21 protein-coding genes are annotated in these 20,578 nt (G+C 72.3%); 15 read left to right on the forward strand and 6 right to left on the reverse strand.

From position 1 onward, the window contains the following. The first annotated feature begins 67 nt into the window (after nt 1-67). From OV079_RS24260 to OV079_RS24290, 7 genes are all read left to right on the forward strand, one after another. A complete protein-coding gene (locus OV079_RS24260; protein WP_267771223.1) occupies nt 68-514 on the forward strand; it encodes a 5' nucleotidase, NT5C type in 447 nt (148 codons plus the stop codon). Between the two features lie 705 nt (nt 515-1,219). After that, entirely contained in the window at nt 1,220-2,863 is a 1,644-nt protein-coding gene (locus OV079_RS56190) for a MutS-related protein (RefSeq protein WP_267771224.1), read from the forward strand. A gap of 280 nt (nt 2,864-3,143) precedes the next feature. Then, on the forward strand, nt 3,144-3,785 hold the full coding sequence (locus OV079_RS24270; RefSeq protein ID WP_267771225.1) for an eCIS core domain-containing protein: 642 nt from the start codon (nt 3,144-3,146) through the stop codon (nt 3,783-3,785). Next, nucleotides 3,755-4,177 carry a hypothetical protein gene (locus OV079_RS24275; RefSeq protein ID WP_267771226.1) on the forward strand — a complete coding sequence of 141 codons (423 nt, stop codon included), beginning with the start codon at nt 3,755-3,757 and terminating at the stop codon, nt 4,175-4,177. The genes OV079_RS24270 and OV079_RS24275 overlap by 31 nt, the downstream gene beginning before the upstream one ends. Nucleotides 4,178-4,208: 31 nt before the next feature. Then, the gene (locus OV079_RS24280) at nt 4,209-4,691 is read left to right on the forward strand and encodes a hypothetical protein (RefSeq protein WP_267771227.1); all 483 of its coding nucleotides are present in this window, start codon (nt 4,209-4,211) and stop codon (nt 4,689-4,691) included. 923 nt (nt 4,692-5,614) lie between these two features. Then, complete coding sequence (locus OV079_RS24285; RefSeq protein ID WP_267771228.1) at nt 5,615-5,950, forward strand: hypothetical protein; 336 nt, start codon at nt 5,615-5,617, stop codon at nt 5,948-5,950. 445 nt (nt 5,951-6,395) lie between these two features. After that, nucleotides 6,396-6,815 (forward strand): hypothetical protein, encoded by a 420-nt coding sequence (locus tag OV079_RS24290; RefSeq protein WP_267771229.1) that lies wholly within the window; start codon nt 6,396-6,398, stop codon nt 6,813-6,815. Nucleotides 6,816-6,868: 53 nt separating this feature from the next. Here the strand turns inward: OV079_RS24290 and OV079_RS24295 are convergent, their stop codons facing one another. Then, nucleotides 6,869-8,581, reverse strand: coding sequence for a hypothetical protein (locus OV079_RS24295; RefSeq protein WP_267771230.1), 1,713 nt, complete (start codon nt 8,579-8,581; stop codon nt 6,869-6,871). A 194-nt stretch (nt 8,582-8,775) separates the two neighbouring features. Here OV079_RS24295 and OV079_RS24300 point away from each other — a divergent pair, with 194 nt between their 5' ends. After that, nucleotides 8,776-10,137: an amidohydrolase family protein gene (locus OV079_RS24300; protein WP_267771231.1), complete on the forward strand. Its 1,362-nt coding sequence runs from the start codon at nt 8,776-8,778 to the stop codon at nt 10,135-10,137. Between the two features lie 83 nt (nt 10,138-10,220). Next, nucleotides 10,221-10,550: a hypothetical protein gene (locus OV079_RS24305; RefSeq protein WP_267771232.1), complete on the forward strand. Its 330-nt coding sequence runs from the start codon at nt 10,221-10,223 to the stop codon at nt 10,548-10,550. Nucleotides 10,551-10,963: 413 nt separating this feature from the next. Here the strand turns inward: OV079_RS24305 and OV079_RS24310 are convergent, their stop codons facing one another. Then, nucleotides 10,964-11,245, reverse strand: coding sequence for an ArsR/SmtB family transcription factor (locus OV079_RS24310; protein WP_267771233.1), 282 nt, complete (start codon nt 11,243-11,245; stop codon nt 10,964-10,966). A gap of 294 nt (nt 11,246-11,539) precedes the next feature. Here OV079_RS24310 and OV079_RS24315 point away from each other — a divergent pair, with 294 nt between their 5' ends. Continuing rightward, the gene (locus OV079_RS24315) at nt 11,540-12,154 is read left to right on the forward strand and encodes an SDR family NAD(P)-dependent oxidoreductase (RefSeq protein ID WP_267771234.1); all 615 of its coding nucleotides are present in this window, start codon (nt 11,540-11,542) and stop codon (nt 12,152-12,154) included. Between the two features lie 324 nt (nt 12,155-12,478). Beyond that, a complete protein-coding gene (locus tag OV079_RS24320; protein WP_267771236.1) occupies nt 12,479-14,173 on the forward strand; it encodes a C25 family cysteine peptidase in 1,695 nt (564 codons plus the stop codon). Nucleotides 14,174-14,425: 252 nt separating this feature from the next. Here the strand turns inward: OV079_RS24320 and OV079_RS24325 are convergent, their stop codons facing one another. The 3 genes from OV079_RS24325 to OV079_RS24335 form a co-directional block, all read right to left on the reverse strand. Then, nucleotides 14,426-14,800 (reverse strand): VOC family protein, encoded by a 375-nt coding sequence (locus OV079_RS24325; RefSeq protein ID WP_267771237.1) that lies wholly within the window; start codon nt 14,798-14,800, stop codon nt 14,426-14,428. Between the two features lie 92 nt (nt 14,801-14,892). Next, entirely contained in the window at nt 14,893-15,339 is a 447-nt protein-coding gene (locus OV079_RS24330) for an NUDIX domain-containing protein (protein WP_267771238.1), read from the reverse strand. 237 nt (nt 15,340-15,576) lie between these two features. Next, nucleotides 15,577-16,530, reverse strand: coding sequence for a LysR substrate-binding domain-containing protein (locus OV079_RS24335; RefSeq protein ID WP_267771239.1), 954 nt, complete (start codon nt 16,528-16,530; stop codon nt 15,577-15,579). Nucleotides 16,531-16,622: 92 nt separating this feature from the next. Here OV079_RS24335 and OV079_RS24340 point away from each other — a divergent pair, with 92 nt between their 5' ends. Beyond that, nucleotides 16,623-17,810: an FAD-dependent oxidoreductase gene (locus tag OV079_RS24340; protein WP_267771240.1), complete on the forward strand. Its 1,188-nt coding sequence runs from the start codon at nt 16,623-16,625 to the stop codon at nt 17,808-17,810. A gap of 187 nt (nt 17,811-17,997) precedes the next feature. Here the strand turns inward: OV079_RS24340 and OV079_RS24345 are convergent, their stop codons facing one another. Next, nucleotides 17,998-18,903 (reverse strand): helix-turn-helix domain-containing protein, encoded by a 906-nt coding sequence (locus OV079_RS24345; RefSeq protein WP_267771241.1) that lies wholly within the window; start codon nt 18,901-18,903, stop codon nt 17,998-18,000. A gap of 222 nt (nt 18,904-19,125) precedes the next feature. Here OV079_RS24345 and OV079_RS24350 point away from each other — a divergent pair, with 222 nt between their 5' ends. Genes OV079_RS24350 through OV079_RS24360 form a run of 3 tightly spaced genes read left to right on the forward strand, consistent with a single transcriptional unit; the run spans nt 19,126 to nt 20,392 of the window. Continuing rightward, nucleotides 19,126-19,389, forward strand: a complete 264-nt coding sequence (locus OV079_RS24350; RefSeq protein ID WP_267771242.1) for a nuclear transport factor 2 family protein — start codon at nt 19,126-19,128, stop codon at nt 19,387-19,389. Next, entirely contained in the window at nt 19,386-19,571 is a 186-nt protein-coding gene (locus tag OV079_RS24355; RefSeq protein WP_267771243.1) for a nuclear transport factor 2 family protein, read from the forward strand. Before OV079_RS24350 ends, OV079_RS24355 begins: the two co-directional genes overlap by 4 nt. Then, nucleotides 19,571-20,392, forward strand: coding sequence for an NAD(P)H-binding protein (locus OV079_RS24360; protein WP_267771245.1), 822 nt, complete (start codon nt 19,571-19,573; stop codon nt 20,390-20,392). Before OV079_RS24355 ends, OV079_RS24360 begins: the two co-directional genes overlap by 1 nt. Nucleotides 20,393-20,578 lie beyond the last annotated feature (186 nt).

Genomic DNA, 20,578 nt, shown 5'->3' on the forward strand with positions numbered 1-20,578 from the left:
TGTGATTACCAGGGCGCGCTCATGCGCGACCTGGAGACCCTTCGGGGGCCCGCCGATCCGCCGCTGGGTGGCGACGACGACAGCCCGCCGTGGCTGCGCGCGCGAGACGGTGATCCGCCGTCAACCAGGCTGGTGGCGCTCGCTGCCGCGGCTGCAGCTCGGCTTCGACGTGCTCGCCGAATTGCAGGCGCTGCGCTTCGAGACCCATGTGCTCACCAAGGGCCCGGTCGGCACCCCGAGCGCGTGGACCGAGAAGCTCGAGTGGTGCCAACAACACCTCCCCGGCGTGCCGGTGACGATCACGATGGACAAGGGCCTCGTGTACGGCAAGGTCCTGGTCGACGACTGGCCGCCCTACGTCGAGCGCTGGCTGGAATGGCGCCCGCGCGGCCTGGTCGTCCTGCCGGCCCAGCCGTGGAACGCCGGCTTCTCGCACCCGAACGCGCTCCGCTACGACGGCCACAACCTCAGCGAGATCCGCGCGGCGCTGCGCCGGCTCTGCGACCTCGAGTGACTGCGCCCTCTTCACATGCCCGAAAGGGCATGCTCTTCAAGACATTATCCTTTGGACATGTTTTTTAAGTCATTCTATTGATCGCACGAGCGCGAGGCTCCGTCGCGGTCTTCGCTCGCGCCGATGCTGCTGCCGAGGAGCATCGGCGTGGGCGGGCTCCCGGGCAGCGCCTCGCGCGAGACGAGCCTCGCGCGAGCGCTCGTCGTCTTCCTGCGCAGCCCTCAGGCGCGCCGGAGCTTCGCTGCGCTCGGTGCCTCGTCGTCCTCCTGCGCGAGCGTCGAGGGGCGCGCTCGAGGTCTCGTCATTCTCCTGTGCGAGCGGTGAGGCGCGGCCGGGCTTCGCTGCGCTCCTGCGCGAATTGTGAGGCGCGTCCGAGGCTTCGCTGCGCTCCCGTCGTGCTCTCGCGCGAGCTGTGAGGCGCGGCGGGGCTTCGCTGCGCTCCCATCGTCCTCACACCGGGCCCGGGATCACGGCGGCCCGCGGCTGCGCGGCCTGCGGGCGCGCGGGTTCTCGTTGTAATCCGGCGCGGGTGCGGCATCATCCCGCGGGTGTCCGACCCGCGCAGCGAGTACCAGCGCCGGCTCGCCGCGCGGCAGGCGGTGGTCAATCGCGTCGACCGCCAGATTCGACGGATCTCCGACTGGCGGCTCGGCGTCTTCGTCGTCTTTAATACTCCTCGGCTTCGGCCTGGCCGACCGGCCGGCGGTGCTCGCGGCCTCGTTCGCGCCCCTGTTCGGCTTCTTCGCCCTGGTAGTCCTCCACGAGGGCGCGTATCGCCGCCGGGCTCGCGCCGAGCTGGCCGTCGAGCACTACCGGCGGGCGCTCCGGCGCCTCGACGACGAGTGGCGCGACGAGGGCGTGCAGCACCGCGAGTTCGTGCCCGCCGATCACCCCTACGCCGGCGACCTCGACCTGTTCGGCCCGGCCTCGCTGTTCGCGCTGCTGTGTGCCGCGCGCACCCGCGGCGGCGAGGCGACCCTGGCGCGCTGGCTGCTGCAGCCGGCCACGGTCGAAGAAGTGGCGGCGCGCCAGGAGGCCGTGCTGGCGCTGCGCGAGCGGCTCGACCTGCGCGAAGATCTGGCGCTGCTCGGCGGCGACGTGCGGGCCGCGGTCGCGCCCGAGGCGCTGGTCGCGTGGGGCGGCGCGCCGCCGCAGATCGACGCCGCGCGGTTCGTGCCGCTGCGCCTGCTCGCCTCGGCGCTCGCGCTCGCGGGCGTGGTCACTGCGGTGCTGGCGTTCGCCGCGGACCTCGGGTTCGTGCCGCTGCTGATCGTCGCGGTGATCGAGGGCGTGGTGATGCGCGCGCTGCGTCCGCGCACCGCGGCGATCGTCGCGGCGGTCGAGGGCCCGCGGCGCGACCTCGACGTCATCGCGCAATTGCTGGGCCGCGTCGAGCGCGAGCCGACCGCCGGCAGCCGGAGGTTGGCCGAGCTGGCCGCGGAGCTGCGCACCGGCGAGGTCGCCGGCTCGACCGCGATCGCCCGCCTGGCGCGCGCGGTCGACTGGCTCGAGGCGCGCAAGAGCGGCCTGTTCGCGCCGATCGCCTTCTTGTTGATGTGGGAGCTGCACGGCGCATTGACCGTCGAGCGCTGGCGGCAGACCCACGGCCCCTCGATCGCCCGCTGGCTGGCCGCGCTCGGCCAGCTCGAGGCGCTGGCGTCGCTGGCGACCTACGCCTACGAGCGCCCCGAAGACCCGATGCCGACGATCGTCTCCGGCGGGCCGCAGGTCGCCGGCGAGGCGCTGCGCCACCCGCTGCTCCGCGCCTGCGTGGCCAACTCCGTCGCGCTCGGCGAGCCGCTGCGGGTGATGATGGTGAGCGGCTCGAACATGTCGGGCAAGAGCACGCTGCTGCGCACGCTCGGGATCAACGTGGTGCTCGCATTGGCGGGCGCGCCGGTGTCGGCGAAGTCGATGACGCTGAGCCCGCTGCAGATCGGCGCGACCCTGCGGATCGAAGACTCGCTTCAAAACGCCCGCTCGCGCTTCTACAGCGAGTTGCGCCGGCTGCTGCAATTGCGCGACCTGGCCCGCGCCGCCGCGCCGCCGCTGCTGTTCCTGCTCGACGAGATCTTCCACGGCACCAACTCCCACGACCGCAAGATCGGCGCGGAGGCGGTCCTGCGCGCGCTGGTCGAGGAGGGCGCGATCGGCCTGTGCACGACGCACGACCTGGCGCTGGCCGAGGCCGTCGCCGACCTCGGCCCCCGCGCCTGCAACGTCCACTTCGCCGACGAGGTGGTCGAGGGCAACCTGGTGTTCGACTACCGCATGCGCCCGGGCCTGGTCGGCCGCAGCAACGCGATCGCGCTGATGCGCGCGATCGGCCTGCTGCCGGCGAGCGGTTGATCGTCGGCGGATGTTCGCGGGGTAGGTGAAGCCATGAGTTCGTGACAGACCGTATTTCGCGCGAGAGGGAGTTGTTCGAGCGATCATTCGCGCGCCGGTCTTCTTCGCGCGCACGGAGGGCGCAACGCGCGCTCTCCGGTATCCAGCGTGGCCTCCCCCGCCTTCGATTCGGCGAGCCCCGGGGCCGCTTGTTGCGCCGCGCATGGGAGCGTACGATCGTTCTCTTCGTGAGCCCTGCACCACGCGCGCCACGTGTGTCCGTGGCGATAGAGATGTCGACATGACGTACGCACCGCTCCTGAAAAAGCCGACCGAGGCCGCGCCGCTCCGGCCTGCCGCAAAGCCGCGGCAACCCTCTCGCCCCCTGATGGGGTCTCCTCCCGTCGACGAGAACAGCGACGCGACGCTGCGACGCAAGGCCGCCGAGGCCGTTTCCGGCGCGACCGCGCCACTGCCCTTCGCGGCGGAGATCCAGCGGTCATTCGGCCCCTACGATGTCGCATCGATCAACGCCACGACCGGAGGTCGCGCCGTCGACCTGCATCGAACGATAGGCGCATCGGCGCACGTCCTGGGCGAGTCGGTCGCATTCTCTCGAACCCCCAACCTGCGAGTCGCCGCTCACGAGGCGGCGCACGTGATCCAGCAGCGAGCCGGCGTGAATCTGCAGGGCGGCGTCGGCCGGCCCGGCGACGCACACGAACGCGGCGCCGACGCCGTCGCAGACGCCGTCGTGGAAGGCAGGAGCGCGCGCCCTCTGCTCGATTCGTTCGCCGGAACGCGCGCTAGACTGGCGCCGCGGCCGGCGCTCACGAGTTCCGCGTCGCTGCAATTCTACTTCGAGAAGAAGAATGGGGCGGCCACGACTGGCGCATCGCCGACGACCTCCGGATGGCCGTTCGCCAGGACGACCCGGTCGTAGGCGGTCGTCATTGTTATGCCGATCCGGCCCTGATCGCTCGGGCCAACAAGCTGCTCGCGGCCCAGAAATCGGACCTCGAGATCACGGCGGACAAGGAGGAACTCGCGCTGCCGGCAAGCGAGCGCGGCGTCGCTCGCTTGCGGCGGGTGCGTCCGAAAAATCGGCGCAACAAGACCGAGGGGAATGCGCGAGCCGGCGGGATGCTACTCGTCGACGATTGCGGTGATGCAGCGCATTCGATCATGCATGGCAGCGGTCGCAAGACGCAGGGCGTCTATAACCGGATCGGAGAGTTCGCACCCGGTTGCTGGCTCGACGAGCGCCAGGCCCTCGCTCCCGCGGGCGCCTGCAATTCCGACCCCGGCGAAGACCGCCGCCTATCAGTACGGTGAAAAGTTCGGACCGGTGCATCAATCGCCTGACATGATGATGGAGGACATCTATGCCGGCGCGTCGGGACGACCGTTCGCCAAGGCGTGGCCGGAGTACCTCCAGAAACGACGCTCGGTCCCCCTTGGGGCGGACGACGACTTCGCCACGTCGATGCGTCGAAGGCTGGAAGCCAACGACTCCTTCGATGCGATGGCCGGGATCAATCGATTCGCGCGGCCCGAGACGGGAGAAGCGTACAGCATCGTCGCGCAAAACTACTCAGGCATCGCCTGGGGAGACAACGCACCGTGGAACTTCCATTGGGGGGCCGTCATCCTGAAGAGTGGAGGGGACTCGATCACCCTCGAGAACTTCGCCAACAGCGGAGAGGACGCCTGGAACTACCAGATGTACGGGCCGCCCACCAAGGAAGGGCAGACGTTCCACGAGCAGCAGATGATCCGGCAGGACGGCGACGTGCCGGGTTACGGGCTCAATCCGACGACGATCCGTGTTCGCTCTTCGGAGCGGTAGCAGCGGGTCCCGGGCGAACGTCGCCTGGGTCGTGGGCGCTGATCCGCACGAGCTCGTGCGGAGCGGCGGAGCGCCAGTCGTCCTCGGCGATCCACTGGAACTCTTCGGCAGCGGGGACCCAAGCCAGGTACAGGTAACGAAAGGTCCCGTGAACGGCCGCCAGCTTCGCCGCGTGCTCGCGCCCGACTCGCAGCTCACAGCGGTGCGGCCGCGCGAAGCAGCCAGCGAGCCCGAGCGACGCGAAGCTCTTTTCGCCGCAGCGGACGACATGCACGCTCACCGGCGCGGAGCCGTCGCGGTGCCCGCCCTCGCCGTAACGAAAGCCGCACTCCCAGGACGGGCAGGTCCCGCCTCCCTCGACGTCGTCTCGCGGCTGGAGGCAATGAGAGACGCACGCGGTATCGGCGGCCAGGCCGTCGGGGAGCGCCTCGGTACCCGCCAGAGACGCCAGCCATGCTCGAGCGTGACGCGACGCGTCCTCACGCGAGAGCGTGCAGGCAGGCCGGTCTTCCTGGGGCGGCTCGGGAACCCGCGTCGGTCTCGCATTCTCGTCCGCTTCCGGGCACGGGACCGCCTGGCAGCCGCCGGCGACGAACACGAGGAGGAAGAGGCGCATCGGCAAGAGAACCGCAGGGCGACCGTCCGGCACGGAACGAGCATACACCGCAGAGACGCGGGCGGGGTTCCGACGTGAACCCAAGCGCGACCGTTGCTAACATCCGGCCGTGCACCTGCCTCACGACGAACCGCTCCGCGACGAGCCGCTCCCCCGTGCATCGCGCGTCCCGTTCGTGGTCGCGCTCTTGCTCGTCGCCTGCAAGCCCCCGTGTACGCGCCCGGCGCCCCCCGAACCGTCACCTCCGAAGGTCGCAGCCACGCAGTCCGCACTGCCCGTCGACTCGAGCACGCCTCCTTGCGAGGCAGTGCTGCGCGCCGCTCACGACGGCGGGCTGTGCCGCGCCGTCGGCACTTACGCGCTCCGCACGTTCACCGCGAAGGGCGGGCAGGTCGTCCTCGACGTCTGGCCGGTCGTGATCCTGCCCGACGGGCAGGCAGTGCTCCTGGAGAGCCTTTGGCACAAGGAGACCCGCCCCACCCCGCAGCAGATCGCCGACCTCGAAGGCGAGCGCGTCGAGGTCGTCGGCGTGTTGCAGCCGGAGCCGCCCAAGCGCCCGGAACTGGGCGCCCAGAACTTTTCGATGCCCTGCCTCTCGCCGATCCACGCGATTCGCGTCCTCCCCGCCCCTCGGCCGAGGTGACGCCGCGAGCGACGAGGGGGCGTCGCCTGGATCACAGGATCCTTCGGACATGTCCTCCACGCCAGCGAGGCTCCGCGCGCCACGCACCCGGGAGGTCGCGCGCCGAACCCGCTAGCGACTTGCTCGCCCGCACATCAGCCCGGCCCCTCTGACTCGCTGACGCGGCGTCCCCATGCTGCCGTAGATCGCTGCAATCCAATCGATGGCCCGCTCCGCGAGCGCTTCCACCGGAGAGACCTGTGGCTATCGTCACCTGGCCGCCGCCACGTTCGGGGGACATCCATCCGAACGTCTTCTTTTACGAAAAGGACAGCGAGGAACCATGACGCACCTGCATCACTCCGCCCGCCCCGGCAGTCGCGGGCGAACGCTCTTCCGGTCGGCGATCCAGCTCCCCCTGTTCATGGCGTGGATACTGCTCCAACCTTCGCCCGCGAGCGCAGCGATGACGAAGATCGCGGCGACCGGAGTCGTCGACACCGAGGAGCTGTGCGCTCCGCCGCCGCCTCCCTTTACGGACTTCATCGACCTCACGATCGTGATCAGCGGCGACCTGGAGGGCTGTTGGTACACCAAGGTCGACGATTTCAAGGACAACGGCCCGCCCAGCGGCGTCTATCTCGAGACCGGCCGGGAGCTCTTCATCGGCGAACTCGACGGCGAGCCGATCCAGTTCACCACCACGTACAAGTTCGAGTCCAAGTGGGACCCGGAATTCACCGGCGGGGTCGAGCTCCACGGCCGCTGTCAGCACCCGATCGCCGACGGCTCCGAGGAGTTCGGCGACGTCACCGGGCGGCTGGACTTCAAGGACATCGTCGAAGACGGAACCTTCGCCATTCGCGGCCACATCCGCCGCCTCTGAGCCTCATCGCAACATGCCCGTACGGACATGTCCTTCACGCCAGATCGGCGCCCTCACTGCGCCGCGGCGAAGCGGACCGCCACCAGGCTGTGCGGCGGCAGCGTCAATTGCACGCGCTCGCCTTCCTGCACGTATTGCGCCGGCTCGGGCGCGATCGGGAAGTACAGCGTGTTGTGATCCGCGGCCGGCGGCGCCCACTGACTGGCCGCGGTCGCCGTCCAGCCCGGGGGCAGGTCCATCGTCAAAGTGTGGCTGCGCTCGAGGTCGCGGTGCAGCGCCACCAGGCTGCCGGTCTCGCCGGCGGGGTCGACGAACGCGGCCGCGTGGACCAGCGGGACCTTCACCTTTTCTGTCCCGACGGTCATGTCTTGATCGACCTGCTTCGAGAACTCGAGCGGGGCCGCGCGCTCGAGCAGGTGCTCGCCGACGAAGCGGGTGGCCGTGTAGCTGGCCATCGGCGTGACCGTCTCGTTCTTGCCCTCGCGGAACGGGTTGTACCAGGGCTCGAGCAGTGGGTCGCGGTCGGGGCTGTCGATCGTGTCGTAGTCGAGGGCCGCGTGCTGGCAGGCGGCCTCCACCCCGAGCTGCGCGTACAGCAGCAGCATGCCGGCCAGGCCGAGGCCGACCACCGCCTCGCGGCCGCGCTCGAACTGCCCGCGCGAGGACGTGCCGGCGACGTGGTACTCGCTGACCACCAGCTCGAGCCCGGGGCGCACGCCGTCGAGGGCCGCGCGGGCGCGCGCGAAGCCGGGGCGGAACACCTCCGCGCCGGCCAGCGCGAAGAACAGATCGTTGGGCTCGGTCCAGCCGAGCGCCTTCGCGTCGTCGACCAGGTAGTGATGGACCACCGCGCCGGCGACCGCCGGGTCCTTGAGCAACGGCGCCAGCGCCTGCACCGCCGCCTCGACGCCGCCCCACCCGTCCATCGACGCCGGCGCGAGCGGGACCCAGAAGCGGGCCTCGGGCTCGACGGCCTTGACCGCGGCCACGTACTCGAGCGCGCGCGCGGCGAAGTCGGCCGCCGAGGCGCTCGGCTTGCCCGACCACTTCGGATCGCCGCCGTGCTTGGCCTCGGGGTTGGCGTACGCGTAATCGCCGTCCGCCGAATAGCCGGTGTTCCATGCGGCGTAGGGCTCGCTGCCGAGCTCGAACAGGGTCTGGCGATACGGCTGGTCCTGACCCCAGTGCAGGCGCGCGGCCACGTTGACGTCGTCCGCGTCGGTGCCGTTGAGGTGAGCGACGTAGGCGGCGGCCTCGGCCGCGGTACCTGACCCGAAGTTCAGGGTCACGATCGGCGCCGCGTCGGCGTCCTGCATCAGCGCGAAGTACTCGAAGGTCGCCATCGCGTCGCCGGCCGCGGGCGCGTGCCCGGGCTCGACCCAGCGATAGAAGTGATAGCCGTCCTCGCCGCGCGCGCCGTCGATCTGCAGGCCCGAGAAGCGCATCAGCGGCGCCCGCCCGTGGCCCGGCCGCGCCTCCGCGAACGCCTGCGCCGCCGCGACCTTGTGCGGCGTCCGCCACTCGGGGTGCAGCGGGTCGTTCTCCGGCGCGTAGGCGGTGCCGCGGCCGAGGTTCCAGCCGACCAGGTCGCCGACCGGCTCGCCCGGGCGGGTGAAGTCGAGGCTGGCGTGCGCGTCGCCCATCATCACCGGCGCGTCGTCGGTCGAGCTGCCGAGCACGCCGAAGGTCGTCTGCGGCGGCGGGAGCGAGTTGCACGCGAGCAGCAAGAGACCGGGGACCAGCGACGCGACCCGACCCATGGACATCGCGCTGTGAATACCACGATCAGGGATCGCCGTAGAAGCGCTTTCGCACGACCTCGGCGGACCGGTCGCGACTCTGTCCCGGAAGTCATGTGGTATCGGGGGGACAGATGCGCCTCCGCTCGTCCTGCACGGTCCTCACATTCGCAGCCCTCGCCGCGCTGGGTTGTTCGCGGCCCTCGGCGAGCGAGGCGCCGGTGCGGACTTCCCCGCCGATCGCCGCGGACCTGGTCATCCGCGACGTCCGCCTGTTCGACGGCGAGGCGGTGGTCGCCCGCACCTCCGTCGCGGTCCGGGACGGCGTGATCGTGGGCGTCGGCCCCGACCTCGCGGTCGCCGACGGGGCCACCGTGGTCGACGGCGCCGGCCGGACCTTGCTGCCGGGGCTGATCGACGCGCACACGCACATCCAGTCGCAGGTCCAATTGCGCCAGGCGCTGGTGTTCGGGGTGACGACCGAGCTCGACATGTTCACCCTGCCGGCCGTGAGCGGGCCGCTGCGCAAGGCCGTCGCCGGGGCCGGCGGGCGCGTCCTGGCCGACTTCCGCAGCGCCGGCATCCTCGCCACCGCGCCGGGCGGCCACGGCACCGAGTACGGGTTTGCGATCCCCACCCTCACCGGCCCCGACCAGGCGCCGGCGTTCGTCGCGGCGCGCCTGGCCGAGGGCGCCGACTACCTCAAGATCGTGCTCGACGACGGGTCCGGCTTCGGCCGCAGCATGCCCACCCTCGCCGTCGACACCGTGCGCGCCCTGGTCGAGGCCGCCCACGCGAAAGGGCTGACGACCGTGGTCCACGTCAGCAGCCAGCGCGAGGCCGCCGCCGCGCTGGAGGCCGGCGCCGACGGCCTCGCCCACGTGTTCCTCGACGGCCCGGCGACCGAGGCGTTCGTGGCCCTGGCGCGCGACAGGCGGGTGTTCGTGGCCGACACCCTGGCGGTGGTGCTCGGGCTGTGCGAGCCGGGCCGCGGCAAGGCGGTCGCCGACGACCCGGAGCTGAAGCCGTTCCTCGGGCCGGCCGACGTGCGAGCGCTGTCCGCGACCTGGCCGAGCCCCCTGCCGGCCGCCGCGTGCGAGGGGGCGCTGGCGACCGTCGGCGCCCTGCACCGCGCCGGGGTCCCGCTGCTCGCCAGCACCGACGCGCCCAACCCGGGCACGGTCCACGGCGTGTCGCTGCACGACGCGCTGGCCCTGCTGGTGCGCGCCGGCCTGCCGGCGACCGCGGCGCTGGCGGCGGCCACGTCTGTCCCCGCGGACAGGTTCAGAATGAGCGACCGCGGCCGCGTGGTCGCGGGCAAGCGCGCCGACCTGCTGCTGGTGCGCGGCGATCCGACCGCCGACATCACCGCCACGCGCGCGATCGAGGCGGTGTGGAAGGCCGGGCACCGGCTCGACCGCGACGGCTATCGCAAGGCCGTGGCCGACGAGTACGCCGCGCTGGAGGCCCGGCGCGCCGCCCGCCGCCGCCCGGCTCGGAGTCGGGCAAGATCGCCGCCTTCGAGGCCGGCAAGCTGGCCGCGGAGTTCGGCGCCGGCTGGCAGCCGGCCACCGACGCGCTGATCGGCGGCGCCTCGACGGTCGAGCTCGGCCTCGCCAAGAAGGGCGCGCGCAAGAGCAAGGGCGCGCTGCGGATGAGCGGCACCGTGGCCGGAGGCGAGCAGCCGAAGTGGGCCGGGGCGATGTTCTTCCCCGGCGCCGCGCCGATGCAGCCGGCCAACCTCGGCAAGTTCACCAAGCTGGTGTTCGCGGCGCGCAGCGACGGCGCGAGCGCCCTGACCGTGATGGTGTTCGCGGAGCAGCTCGGCGTCGCCCCGCTGCGCAAGGAGATCGCCGTCGGCCGCGAGTGGGCCGAGCACACCGTCACCTTCGCCGAGCTCGGCGGCCTCGAGCCCCACGACGTCCTCGGCCTGTTCTTCGGCGCGACCCAGACCGGCCCGTTCGCGCTCGAGCTCGACGACGTCCGCCTCGAGTGAGCGAGCGTGTCCCTCGGGACATGTCCTCCGGGACACACGAATTCTCGCGCCGAGAAGCCGGCGCCCTGTCTCGGGTGGCGCTGGCGGTGAGTGGAGCCCCGTGGCGTCACCTCGAGCCGCGCCCGCGCCGCCCCGCGCTCGTTCGCTCACGAACGGAGCCGGGGTCCTGCCCCCGAACGTCCGGCCTGGGCTCATTCAGGGCAGCCAGCGGATCGCCACGAGCTTATCGCTGAGCGCGGCACTCGAGCTCGAGCTGCGCGGTCTGCCGCCCACCTGCCCGCGCGGCTGCGCGCCCGACCTCGACGTCCCGGCGGCGCTGCGGGCGCTTGACTTCATCCCATGCAACATTTAGACGTTAACCTAAACGTCCAAATGAACGCAGTCACGACGACCCGGGAGGTGCCGGCTGGCGCTCACAGCGAGGCGAGGCGCGCGAGGTAGGCGCGCCAGACGTCGCGCTGGAACACCACGTGGGCGAACTTGCCGTCGCGGACGATCTCGACGAGGCCCGCCGTCTCGAGCTCCTTGAGGTGGTGGGAGATCGTCGCCTGGCTGACCCCGTGGCACTCGACGATCGCGGTGCAGGGCATCTGTTGCGTGCGGTCGGCGGCCAGGTCTTGCAAGATCCGGAAGCGCCGCGGCTCGGCCAGGGCGCTCGAGATTCGCTGGACCTGCTTGTCCGTCAAGCGGAGCATCGCTGACAGCGTAACACGCGGACCGCCGGGGCTCTAGCCGGGCGGACGGCCGTGTGCGCGGTCACGAGGGGGCTCGGGCAGGCCGAGCCGGCGGGACGAACGGAAGAAAAAACCGGGGTAGCGATTTGACTTCACCTCGGGCGTCACTTAGACATTCATCGAACGGTCGAACTGATAACACCACGAGGAGAGCGAAGATGGTCGATTCATTGAAGGGCAAGGTCGCGGTCGTCACCGGCGCGTCCAAGGGCATCGGCGCGGGCATCGCCCGCGCTGGCGGGCGCCGGCGCGGCGGTGGTCGTCAACTACGCGAGCGACAAGGCCGGCGCCGAGCGGGTCGTCGCCGCCATCACCGAGCAGGACGGCAAGGCGTTCGCGGTCCAGGGCGACGTGTCGAAGGCGGCCGACGTGAAGCGGCTGTTCGCCGAGGCCAGGCGGGTGTTCGGCCGGCTCGACGTGCTGGTCAACAACGCCGGGGTGTTCCGCTTCGACGCGCTCGAGGCCGTCACCGAGGCCGAGTTCCGGCGCCAGTTCGACACCAACGTGCTCGGGCCGCTGCTCACGGTGCAGGAGGCGCTGAAGTACTTCGGGCCCGAGGGCGGCAGCGTGATCAACATCGGCTCGACGGTGACGCGCAAGCCGGCCCCGCAGTCGGTCGTCTACACCGCCAGCAAGCACGCGGTCGACGGCCTCACGCAGACCCTCGCGCTCGAGCTCGGGCCGCGGAAGATCCGCGTCAACTCGATCAACCCGGGCGCCGTCGACACCGAGGGCGCGCGCACGCTGCATATCCCCGAGTCCGAGTTCGCGCGCCAGCTGATCGCGGCCACCCCGCTCGGCCGCCTCGGCCAGGTCGACGACATCGCCTCGGTGGCGGTGTTCCTCGCCTCCCTGCCTCCGCCTGGCTGACGGGCGAGCTCCTCAGCGTGTCCGGCGGACTGCGCTAGCGGAGCCTGTGATCGGCGAGCGGTCGTCGTTCGACGAGACGACGGCGAAACAGGCAGCGAAGTCGATCTATTCCCGCCGGCGCGGGCATCATCGGCGAAAGGACCTGTCCCTCGGGGCAGCAGCGCGGCATCCGTGATACGGGTGAGGCTGCTCTCTTCCGCTCGCGCGCGTCCGCCCTGCGCCTCGCCGGGCGCTTGCTAGAATGCGCGAATGGTCCAATCGCGGGTATCGGTCGCATCGGTCGCATCGGTCGCATCGGTCGCATCGGTCGCATCATCGCTGCTCGTGGCGCTCGTCGCTTGCAGTCCCACCGCCTCCGACGGCGTCACCGACGGCCCAGGGACCACCAGCAACACCACCACCGACGATGTCGTCGATGCTACGACCTCGACCACCGGCACCACCGCGGTCCCGACCGGCGGCGAATCGACCACCGAGGAGGTCGGTCCGCCGCCGGTCGACTACGTCATCATCGCCGCCGATCCGCTGGCCGACGCCGCCGCCGGCATCGGCGAGCATCGGAGCGCCGGCGGGCACACCGTCGCGCTCGTGCGCATGAGCGAGATCCTGGCCGACGGCGGCGATCCGGTCGAAGCGATCCGCGCGCGCCTGCGGGGCTACCACGCGGCGCGCGACCCCGATCGGCCGATGTTCGCCCTGCTCGTCGGCGACGCCGAGCCGGGCGGCCCGGTCGACGCCGACACCGTCCCGCTCGGCGAGGTCGTCCAGGTGCTGGAGGTCGCGCCGCCGATGACGATCCCCACCGACAACCTCTACGCCGACCTCGACAACGACGACATCACCGACCTCGCGGTCGGCCGGATCCCCGCCAGGGACCCCGCCGCCGTCACGGCCGCGCTGGACAAGATCGTCCGCCACGAGCAGGTCCGCAGCGTCGGCCCGCACAATCGACGCATCAACATGTTCGCCAGCGCTCTCGGCCAGGGCGCGCTGGTCGACAGCCTGGTCGAGAAGCTCGTCAACACCGCGGTCGACGAGATCCCCTACGACTTCGACATCACCATGACGTACGGCCTGCAGAGTTCGCCCTACGTCTATGTCCCGCAGCAGTTCAGCGACAAGGTCGTCGAGCGCTTCATGGAGGGCTCGCTGATGGTCACCTACATCGGCCACGGCAGCGCCACGAGCTTCCCTCCGCTCGAGTGGAACAATCAGCTGTATCCGCTGCTCGAGGTCGACGCCCTCGCCGACCTGTCGATCACCGGTCGCAGCCCGATCGTCACCCTGATCGCCTGCGCCATGGGCTCCTTCGCGGGCCCGGGCGACAGCGTCGGCGCCACGCTGCTCGCCGCCCCGAACGGCCCGGTCGCGGTGCTCTCGTCGACCGAGCTCTCCTATGTCTATCCCAACACGATCTTCATCCGCGAGCTCGGCCTCGTCATGACCGCCGAGCGCCCGGCCACGGTCGGCGAGGCGTTCCTGCGCGCCAAGCAGCGCGTCATGACCCAGGTCGACGGCTTCCGCGCCCAGATCGACAACGCCTTCGGCCTCTCGCTGTCCGACGCCGACATGGACGCGCTGCGCCGCAGCCACCTGCACCTCTACACCCTGTTCGGCGACCCGGCGCTGGTCATCGGCTACCCGGAGCCGGCCACCGTCAGCGTCGCTCCCGCCACCGTCGCGCCGGGCGGCAGCGTCGCCGTCGACATCCTCGCGGCGAACCTCGGCGACGGCGCCGCGCACGTCACCCTCGAGACCGCGCGCTCGAAGATCCTCGGCGAGCTCGTCCCCGTCCCGCCCGACGACGACCCCCAGCGCGACGCGGTGATCGCCGCCAACTACGAGGTCGCCAACGACAAGGTCGTCGTCGACACCGAGGCCGCGCTGGTCGGCGGCGCGGCGCAGGCCGACCTCGCCGTGCCGGCCGACTTGCCCCCGGGCCGCTATTACATCAAGGTCCGCGTCGACGACGGCAGCGCCGAGGCGATCGGCGCGGTCGAGCTGATCGTGGACGACTGAGCGCTCTCCGGCCCTGCCAGCGCCCGCGTCGCTCGGCCTCGGAGCGCGTCACTGCGGCGGCTCGGCCTCGCCGCGATTCGCATGACCGCCGCGACGGCGCGGACGATCGCCCTGCTGTGATTCCACGGGCGCGACGCGACGAGCGGCATCACGGCGAGATCGTGTCGGCGCGAGATGAACGCGGGCTGTCCGTCGAAATGACCGGGGGCTCGTGATCACCACGCAGCCGCGATCGCGGGTGCGCTCTGGGCCTCACGGCCACACGTTGGTGCCCGGCGCCCCGGCGAGCGGGCGGCGGGCGTTGATGATGCAGAAGCGCTGGCCGGTCGGCGCCTCCATCACCACCCAGCGGGCGCCCTTGGCGACCTGCCGGGCGCCGAGGCGCTCGAGCCTGGCGACCTCGGCCGGCTGATCGTCGGTCTCGATGTCGAGGTGGACGCGGCTCGCGTGATCGACCCGCTGGACCTCGATGTGCAGGTCGCGGGCGCTGGCGTCGAGCACCGCGTACCCGTGGCCGTCGTCGCCCTCGGAGGCCATGCCGAGCGCGCGGCTCCAGAACGCGGCGGCGTCGTCGGGCGGGGTGTCCTGACAATCGATGATGAATCCGGCGAGGCGGCTGTGGTGCATCGCCCGGGTGTACCAGAGTCGGCGACGCGTCGACCACCCATGCGGCGCCCGCTACTGCATTGATCCGCGAGCGGGCTCGGCAGGTCGCGGCCCTAACGGCGGTGCCCGTAATAAAACCGCGGAAAGGCGCGGGCCTGAAACTCGGGGATCAGGTCGCGCGGGAAGAACGGCAGGGTGTGGAGCTCGGCCAGCGGGACCCAGACGAGGCCGATCTGCGACCGATCGGGCGCGAGCATCTGCAGGGTCTGGCCGGGCAGCAGGCGGCCGTGCACGAACACCTCGACCTGATGAAAGCCGCGCGGCAAGTTGGTGACGGCCAGGCGGTCGGCGATGATCTCGCGGATGAAGGCGACCGCGCCGAACTCGGCCTGCACGCCGAGCTCCTCGCGCAGCTCGCGGTGAAAGGCCTCCTCGATCGTCTCGTTCTCGTCGACCCCGCCGCCGGGAGTCACGTACCACGACTCGTTCGCGTCCTGGAATTGCTCGAGCAAGATCTTCTCGTCCTCGATGAGGATGGCGCGGACGGCGAGACGCGGCATGGCGAGACCTACGATACCCGCTCGCTCCGCATGACGGTACCGCGGTGATGGATCCTCTCGTCGTGACACTCGGCCGCCCGGCGCCGCGAGTCCGGCGACAGAGCGCGCGGCCTCGGCGGCGACCGACGACACCTTCAGCCTCTACCTGCGCGCGGCTCGACGACTCGCTGCGCCGCGGCCGTGGCCGACGAGCCTGCCCGTCGAACGAGGCCCGCAGCGGGCGAGCACCTGCGGGCCTCACGCGCGGGCTCGACGGCCGCGCTTGCTCGCCGGACGCGGGCTCGCCAGCGCGGCGATCACCAGCTCGCGGAACGCCCGCGCCCCCGCGTCGAGGTGCGTGCGCTCGTGCCACACGAGGTCGATCGAGAACGCCATCGGCGGGCCCGGCAGCGCCAGCGGCGTGAGCGGCAGGACGGGCGCCAGGGCCTCGGCGACCCGGCGCGGCAGGCCGCACGCGTAGTCGGAGTTGGCGGCGACCACCGCGGCCGCGAGGAAGCTCGGCGCCACCACTGCGACGTCGAAGGCGAGCCGCTCGCCGGCCAGCCAGGCCCGCGCCGCGCGGTGACCGATGCCGCCGCGGCCGAGCGCGAGGTGGATGTCGACGTGACGCAGCGACGCCCACACCTCGCGCGTGACCGGCTTGCCGGCGGCCGGGTGGCCTTGGCGGACCAGCAGCACACCTGCCTCTTCGTACAGGTGATGCGCGTGCTGCCCGGCCTGCGGCGCGGTGGCCGGAGCCACCGCCGCGTCGACCTCGCCGCCCGCGAGCCCGCCGACGGCCTCGAAGTGATCGATGCTGACGATCCGCAGCTGCGCCCGCGGCATCGCGGCCGCGAACGCCCGGGCCACCCGCGGGAGGTCGCAGATCTGGTGGGCGTCGGACAGCGCGAGCGCGAAGCTGCGGGTGGTGGTGGCCGGGTCGAACCGCTCGCTGCCGGCGACCACGCGCTCGAGCTCGCGGACCGCCGCGCGCAGGTGCGGCGCCAGCTCGAGCGCCCGCGGCGTCGGCACCAGCCCGCGCCCGCTGCGGACCACCAGCGGGTCGCCGAGCTGCGCCCGCAGCTTGGCCAGCGAGTTGCTGACCGCCGACGGCGTGACGTGCAGCCGCCGCGCCGCCGCGGCCGCGCTGCGCTCGACGAGCACGGTGTGGAGCACGAGCAGCAGGTTGAGATCGAGCGCGGCGATATTCACGGTTGGTGATGTTTACCGTCACGCTTCGTCACTTGCAATGATTGTCGTGAGGGCGAATCCTCGCGCCCAGGAGGTGCGATGTGACGGATTCGATGCGTGCGCCGCTCCGGCGAGCGCTGGTGGTCGGCGGCGGGATCGCCGGGCCGACCGTGGCGATGTTCCTGCGCCGGCTCGGGGTCGAGGTCGCGGTGCTGGAGGCCCGCAGCGAGGCGGACCGCGACGCCGGGGCGTTCCTCGGCCTGGCGCCCAACGGGCTGCAGGTGCTGGCGGAGCTGGGCCTGGGCGCGGAGATCCGCGCTCGCTCGGCGGCGTGCGCGGGGCTGCGGTTCTTCAACGCCCGCGGCCGCTGCATCGGGCAGATCGATCACCGCGAGCACGCGCAGCGGTTCGGCGCGCAGATGGTGATGATCCGCCGCGCCGAGCTGCACCGGACGCTGATGGCCGCGGCGGCCGAGCGCGGCGCCGACTGTCGCTCGGGCGCGAAGGTGGTGGCGCTCGCCGAGCGACCGGGCGAGGTCGTCGCGCGCCTCGAGAGCGGCGAGGCGCTGGCGGCCGATGTCCTGCTCGGCTGCGACGGCGTGCGCTCGCGCGTGCGGGCGCTGGCGCTGCCGGCATCGCCGACGCCCGCCTTCACCGGCCTGTGCGACGTCGGCGGCTTCGCCCGCTGCCCCGACGCGCCGCTGGAGCCCGGGTGGACCGCGATGACCTTCGGCCGGCGCGCCTTCTTCGGCGCGTTCGCGGCGCCCGGCGGCGAGGTGTGGTGGTTCCACAACAACGGCGCGCGCGAGACGATGCAGGTCGCCGACCCCGAGCAGCGGCGCGCGTCGATCCTGGCCCTGCACGCCGGTGACCCGCCGTGGATCGCCGACGTCGTCCGCGCGACGCCGACGCTGCTCGGGCCGTGGGCGCTGCACGACATCATGACCCTGCCGCGCTGGCACGCCGGCCGCGTGTGCCTGCTCGGCGACGCCGCCCACGCGACGTCGCCCTCGGCCGGCCAGGGCGCCTCCCTCGCGCTCGAGGACGCGCTGGTGCTGGCGCGGTGCCTCCGCGACACCGCGGAGCCGCAGACCGCGTTCGCGCGCTTCGAGCAGGAGCGCCGCGCCCGCGTCGAGGCCGTCGTCCGCCAGGCGCGCAAGAACGGCGACGGCAAGGCCCCCGCGGGCCCGGTGGCGGCCTGGTTCCGCGACCGCATGCTGCCGCTGTTCCTCCGCCTCGGCGCGGCCGCGCAGGCGCGCTTCTACGAGCACCGCGTCGAGTGGTCACCGCCGGCGGGGTGACGCGGACGAGCGGCGCTGGGACGGCCAGCCGAGGCCTCGCGGCCTGTCCTCGCGGACAGGCGCGTCAGTCGCCCGCACAGCCACATGTCCTCGGGGACATGCGCGTCGGTTGCCCGCACAGCCACATGTCCTCGGGGCCATGCTCGTCGGGCCCTTCGCCATGTCCCTCCGCCCCCAAAAAGAGTCGTCACGCCCGCCGCAGCGCCCGGCGGTAGGCCTGGGGTGCGGTGCCGCGGGCGCGGACGAACGCGCGGGTGAACGCGGGCTCGCTGGCGTAGCCGACGCGGGCGGCGATCGCCTTGATCGGCGCGTCGGTGGTGGCGAGCAGGCTGGCGGCGCGGTCGAGGCGCAGGCGGCGGAGGTAGCTGCCGACCGGCTCGCCGAGCAGCGCGGTGGTGCGGGCGGCCAGCACCGAGCGCGACATCCCGACCTGGGCCGCCAGCTCGCCGAGCTCCCACGGCTTCTCCGGCTCGGCGCGCAGGCGCAGCAGCGCCGCGACCAGCCGATCGTCGCGCAGCGCCTCGGCCCCCGGCAGCGACGCGCCCTCGGCCCGCAGCGCCTGGGCGAACAGCGCCTGCGCCCACGAGGCAGTGATCGTCTCGCGCAGCGCCGGCGACAGCGCGCGGGCCCGGCCGAGCAGCGCCAGCGTGTCCGCCAGCCAGCGGCCGAGCTCGCGGTCCTCGCGGGTGATGTGGACGACCGCCGGCAGCAGCGACAGCCATGGCGCGTCGGCGTGATCGATCTGCAGGTCCACCGTCACCAGGGTCGTCGTCGGCGTCGCCTCGCTGGTCCACGCGTCGGCCGCGGTCTGCTGCATGCCCACGCAGGCGCTGCCGTCGCGCGGCACCAGCGTCGCCGCGCTGTCGCGGATCACGTGCTCGTCGGCGCGCGGCAGGAAGGCCAGCTCACCTGGCCCGAGAGACATACGCGCCCCGGCCACCTCCAGCTCGCCGCCGCCGTGCAGCGCGGCGTACAGCTTGGCGCTGCCGCGGCCGGCCCGGCGGTGCTTGCCCCACCGCCCGCCGAGCTCGAGGCTGGTGACCTCGCTGCCGAGGACGACGAGGGAGCGCGCCAGAGCGTCGAGCTCGGTCATCGCCCGGAGCATAGCCCACCGCGCCGGCCGGCGTCCTGCAGCAGCGGGGCCCGGCGAACGCGCCCCCCGCGAGTCGGTGATTCTCGAGTCGCGGAGGATCGCTCTCGTCGAGCGGGAGCATCCGGCCGAGACCGTGCAGCAGGCCTGGCCCCTCGACCGATCCGGACGCGCGGATCGGCGATCCGGACGCGCGGTGCAGCCGGCCGAACTAGCTTGCCAGGCATGCAACACCTCGACACCGAACCCATGCGCGCCGCCGCAGCGCTCGCGGCGCACCTCGAGTGGATCGCCCGCGACATCGAGCGCTGGCTGGAGCTGTTCGCCGACGACGCCGTCGTCGAGTTCCCCTACGCCGTGCGCCTCGGGATGCCGCCGCGGCTCGCGGGCAAGCCGGCGATCGCGGCCTACTTCCGGCGCACGCCGGCGGTCTTCCGCGACCTGCGGTTCTCCGGCCTGCGCACGTACCCCACCCCGATCTCGACGTGATCCTCGCCGAGGTCCACGGCTCGGCGACGCTGGCCCCCACGGGCGAGGCCTACGAGCAGGACTACGTGATGGTCCTCGAGTGCAAGGACGGGCGGATCGTCCGCTACCGCGAATACTGGGACCCGACCGCGACCGGCAGCTTCCGCGAGGGCAGCGTCCGCGCCGCGCTGGGAGGTGAGTGATGCGCGTGCTCGTCACCGGCGGCACCGGCAAGACCGGCAGCGCGGTCGCTCGCGGTCTGCGGGCCCGCGACGTCGCGGTCACGATCGGCAGTCGTCATCCTCGCGGCCCCGATCAGGTCCGCTTCGACTGGGCCGATCCGTCCAGCCATGACGCCGCGCTGGCTGGCGTCGACGCCGTCTACCTGGTCACGCCGGCCATGGACCCCGAGCCCGACCGTCTCATGGTGCCGTTTATCGACCGCGCCCTCGCCCGCGGCGTACGGCGCTTCGTCCTGCTCAGCTCGTCGGCCATCGACGCCCGCGCCCCCGGCATCGGCGCGGTGCATGCGGCCCTGCAAGCGCGCGCGCCGGAGTGGACCGTGCTGCGACCGTCGTGGTTCATGACGAACTTCGCCGATCCGCAGCACGCGCTCGGCAGCGGCATCCGCAACGAACGCGCCTTCGTCAGCGCCAGCGGCCAGGGGCGGATCGCTTTCATCGATCCGGAGGACATCGCCGCCGTCGCCGTGGCGACCTTGCTCGCGCCGGCCAACGCGGATCTCATCCTAACCGGCCCCGAGGCGCTGTCCTACGACGAGGCGGCGGCGATCCTCTCGGAGGTGCTCGGCGAGCCCGTCGTGCATCGACCGATCGCGGTCGACGAGTGGTGCGCCCGTCTCACCGCCGCCGGCATGCCGACCGAGTACGCGGCGATGCTCGGCGCGCTCGAGCAGGCGATCGCCGGCGGGGCGGAGGACCGCGTGACCGACGAGGTCCTCCGCCGCACGGGCCGGCCCCCGCGCTCGCTGCGAGAGTTCGCCCGCGCGGCGTTCGCATTGTGAGCGGTCGCCAGCCCACCAAATCCGGTACCCAACCGCGGTTGGGGGCGCCAACCCGGCCTGCATCTCGGAGTGATGGAATGCCCGGAAAAGAGCCCCGACAGACGTGGCACGACGCTTGCCTAGCCCGGCGCATCATGTCGAACCGCACCCGCCTCTATCCGCTCCTCACGCTCTGCACCCTGCTGG

Origin of the sequence: Nannocystis pusilla, assembly GCF_026626665.1 — a bacterium.
In the GTDB taxonomy this organism is placed as follows: Bacteria; Myxococcota_A; Polyangia; order Nannocystales; family Nannocystaceae; genus Nannocystis; species Nannocystis pusilla.

Bases quoted from the DNA above. Each gene is read 5' to 3' on its own strand.
- OV079_RS24310 (WP_267771233.1), bottom strand. From the start codon at position 11,245: ATGCTCCGCTTGACGGACAAGCAGGTCCAGCGAATCTCGAGCGCCCTG.
- OV079_RS24280 (WP_267771227.1), top strand. From the start codon at position 4,209: ATGATGATGGAGGACATCTATGCCGGCGCGTCGGGACGACCGTTCGCC.
- OV079_RS24275 (WP_267771226.1), top strand. From the start codon at position 3,755: ATGGCCGTTCGCCAGGACGACCCGGTCGTAGGCGGTCGTCATTGTTAT.
- OV079_RS24295 (WP_267771230.1), bottom strand. From the start codon at position 8,581: ATGTCCATGGGTCGGGTCGCGTCGCTGGTCCCCGGTCTCTTGCTGCTC.
- OV079_RS24325 (WP_267771237.1), bottom strand. From the start codon at position 14,800: ATGCACCACAGCCGCCTCGCCGGATTCATCATCGATTGTCAGGACACC.
- OV079_RS24330 (WP_267771238.1), bottom strand. From the start codon at position 15,339: ATGCCGCGTCTCGCCGTCCGCGCCATCCTCATCGAGGACGAGAAGATC.
- OV079_RS24340 (WP_267771240.1), top strand. From the start codon at position 16,623: ATGCGTGCGCCGCTCCGGCGAGCGCTGGTGGTCGGCGGCGGGATCGCC.
- OV079_RS24270 (WP_267771225.1), top strand. From the start codon at position 3,144: ATGACGTACGCACCGCTCCTGAAAAAGCCGACCGAGGCCGCGCCGCTC.
- OV079_RS24345 (WP_267771241.1), bottom strand. From the start codon at position 18,903: ATGACCGAGCTCGACGCTCTGGCGCGCTCCCTCGTCGTCCTCGGCAGC.
- OV079_RS24350 (WP_267771242.1), top strand. From the start codon at position 19,126: ATGCAACACCTCGACACCGAACCCATGCGCGCCGCCGCAGCGCTCGCG.
- OV079_RS24290 (WP_267771229.1), top strand. From the start codon at position 6,396: ATGACGAAGATCGCGGCGACCGGAGTCGTCGACACCGAGGAGCTGTGC.
- OV079_RS24360 (WP_267771245.1), top strand. From the start codon at position 19,571: ATGCGCGTGCTCGTCACCGGCGGCACCGGCAAGACCGGCAGCGCGGTC.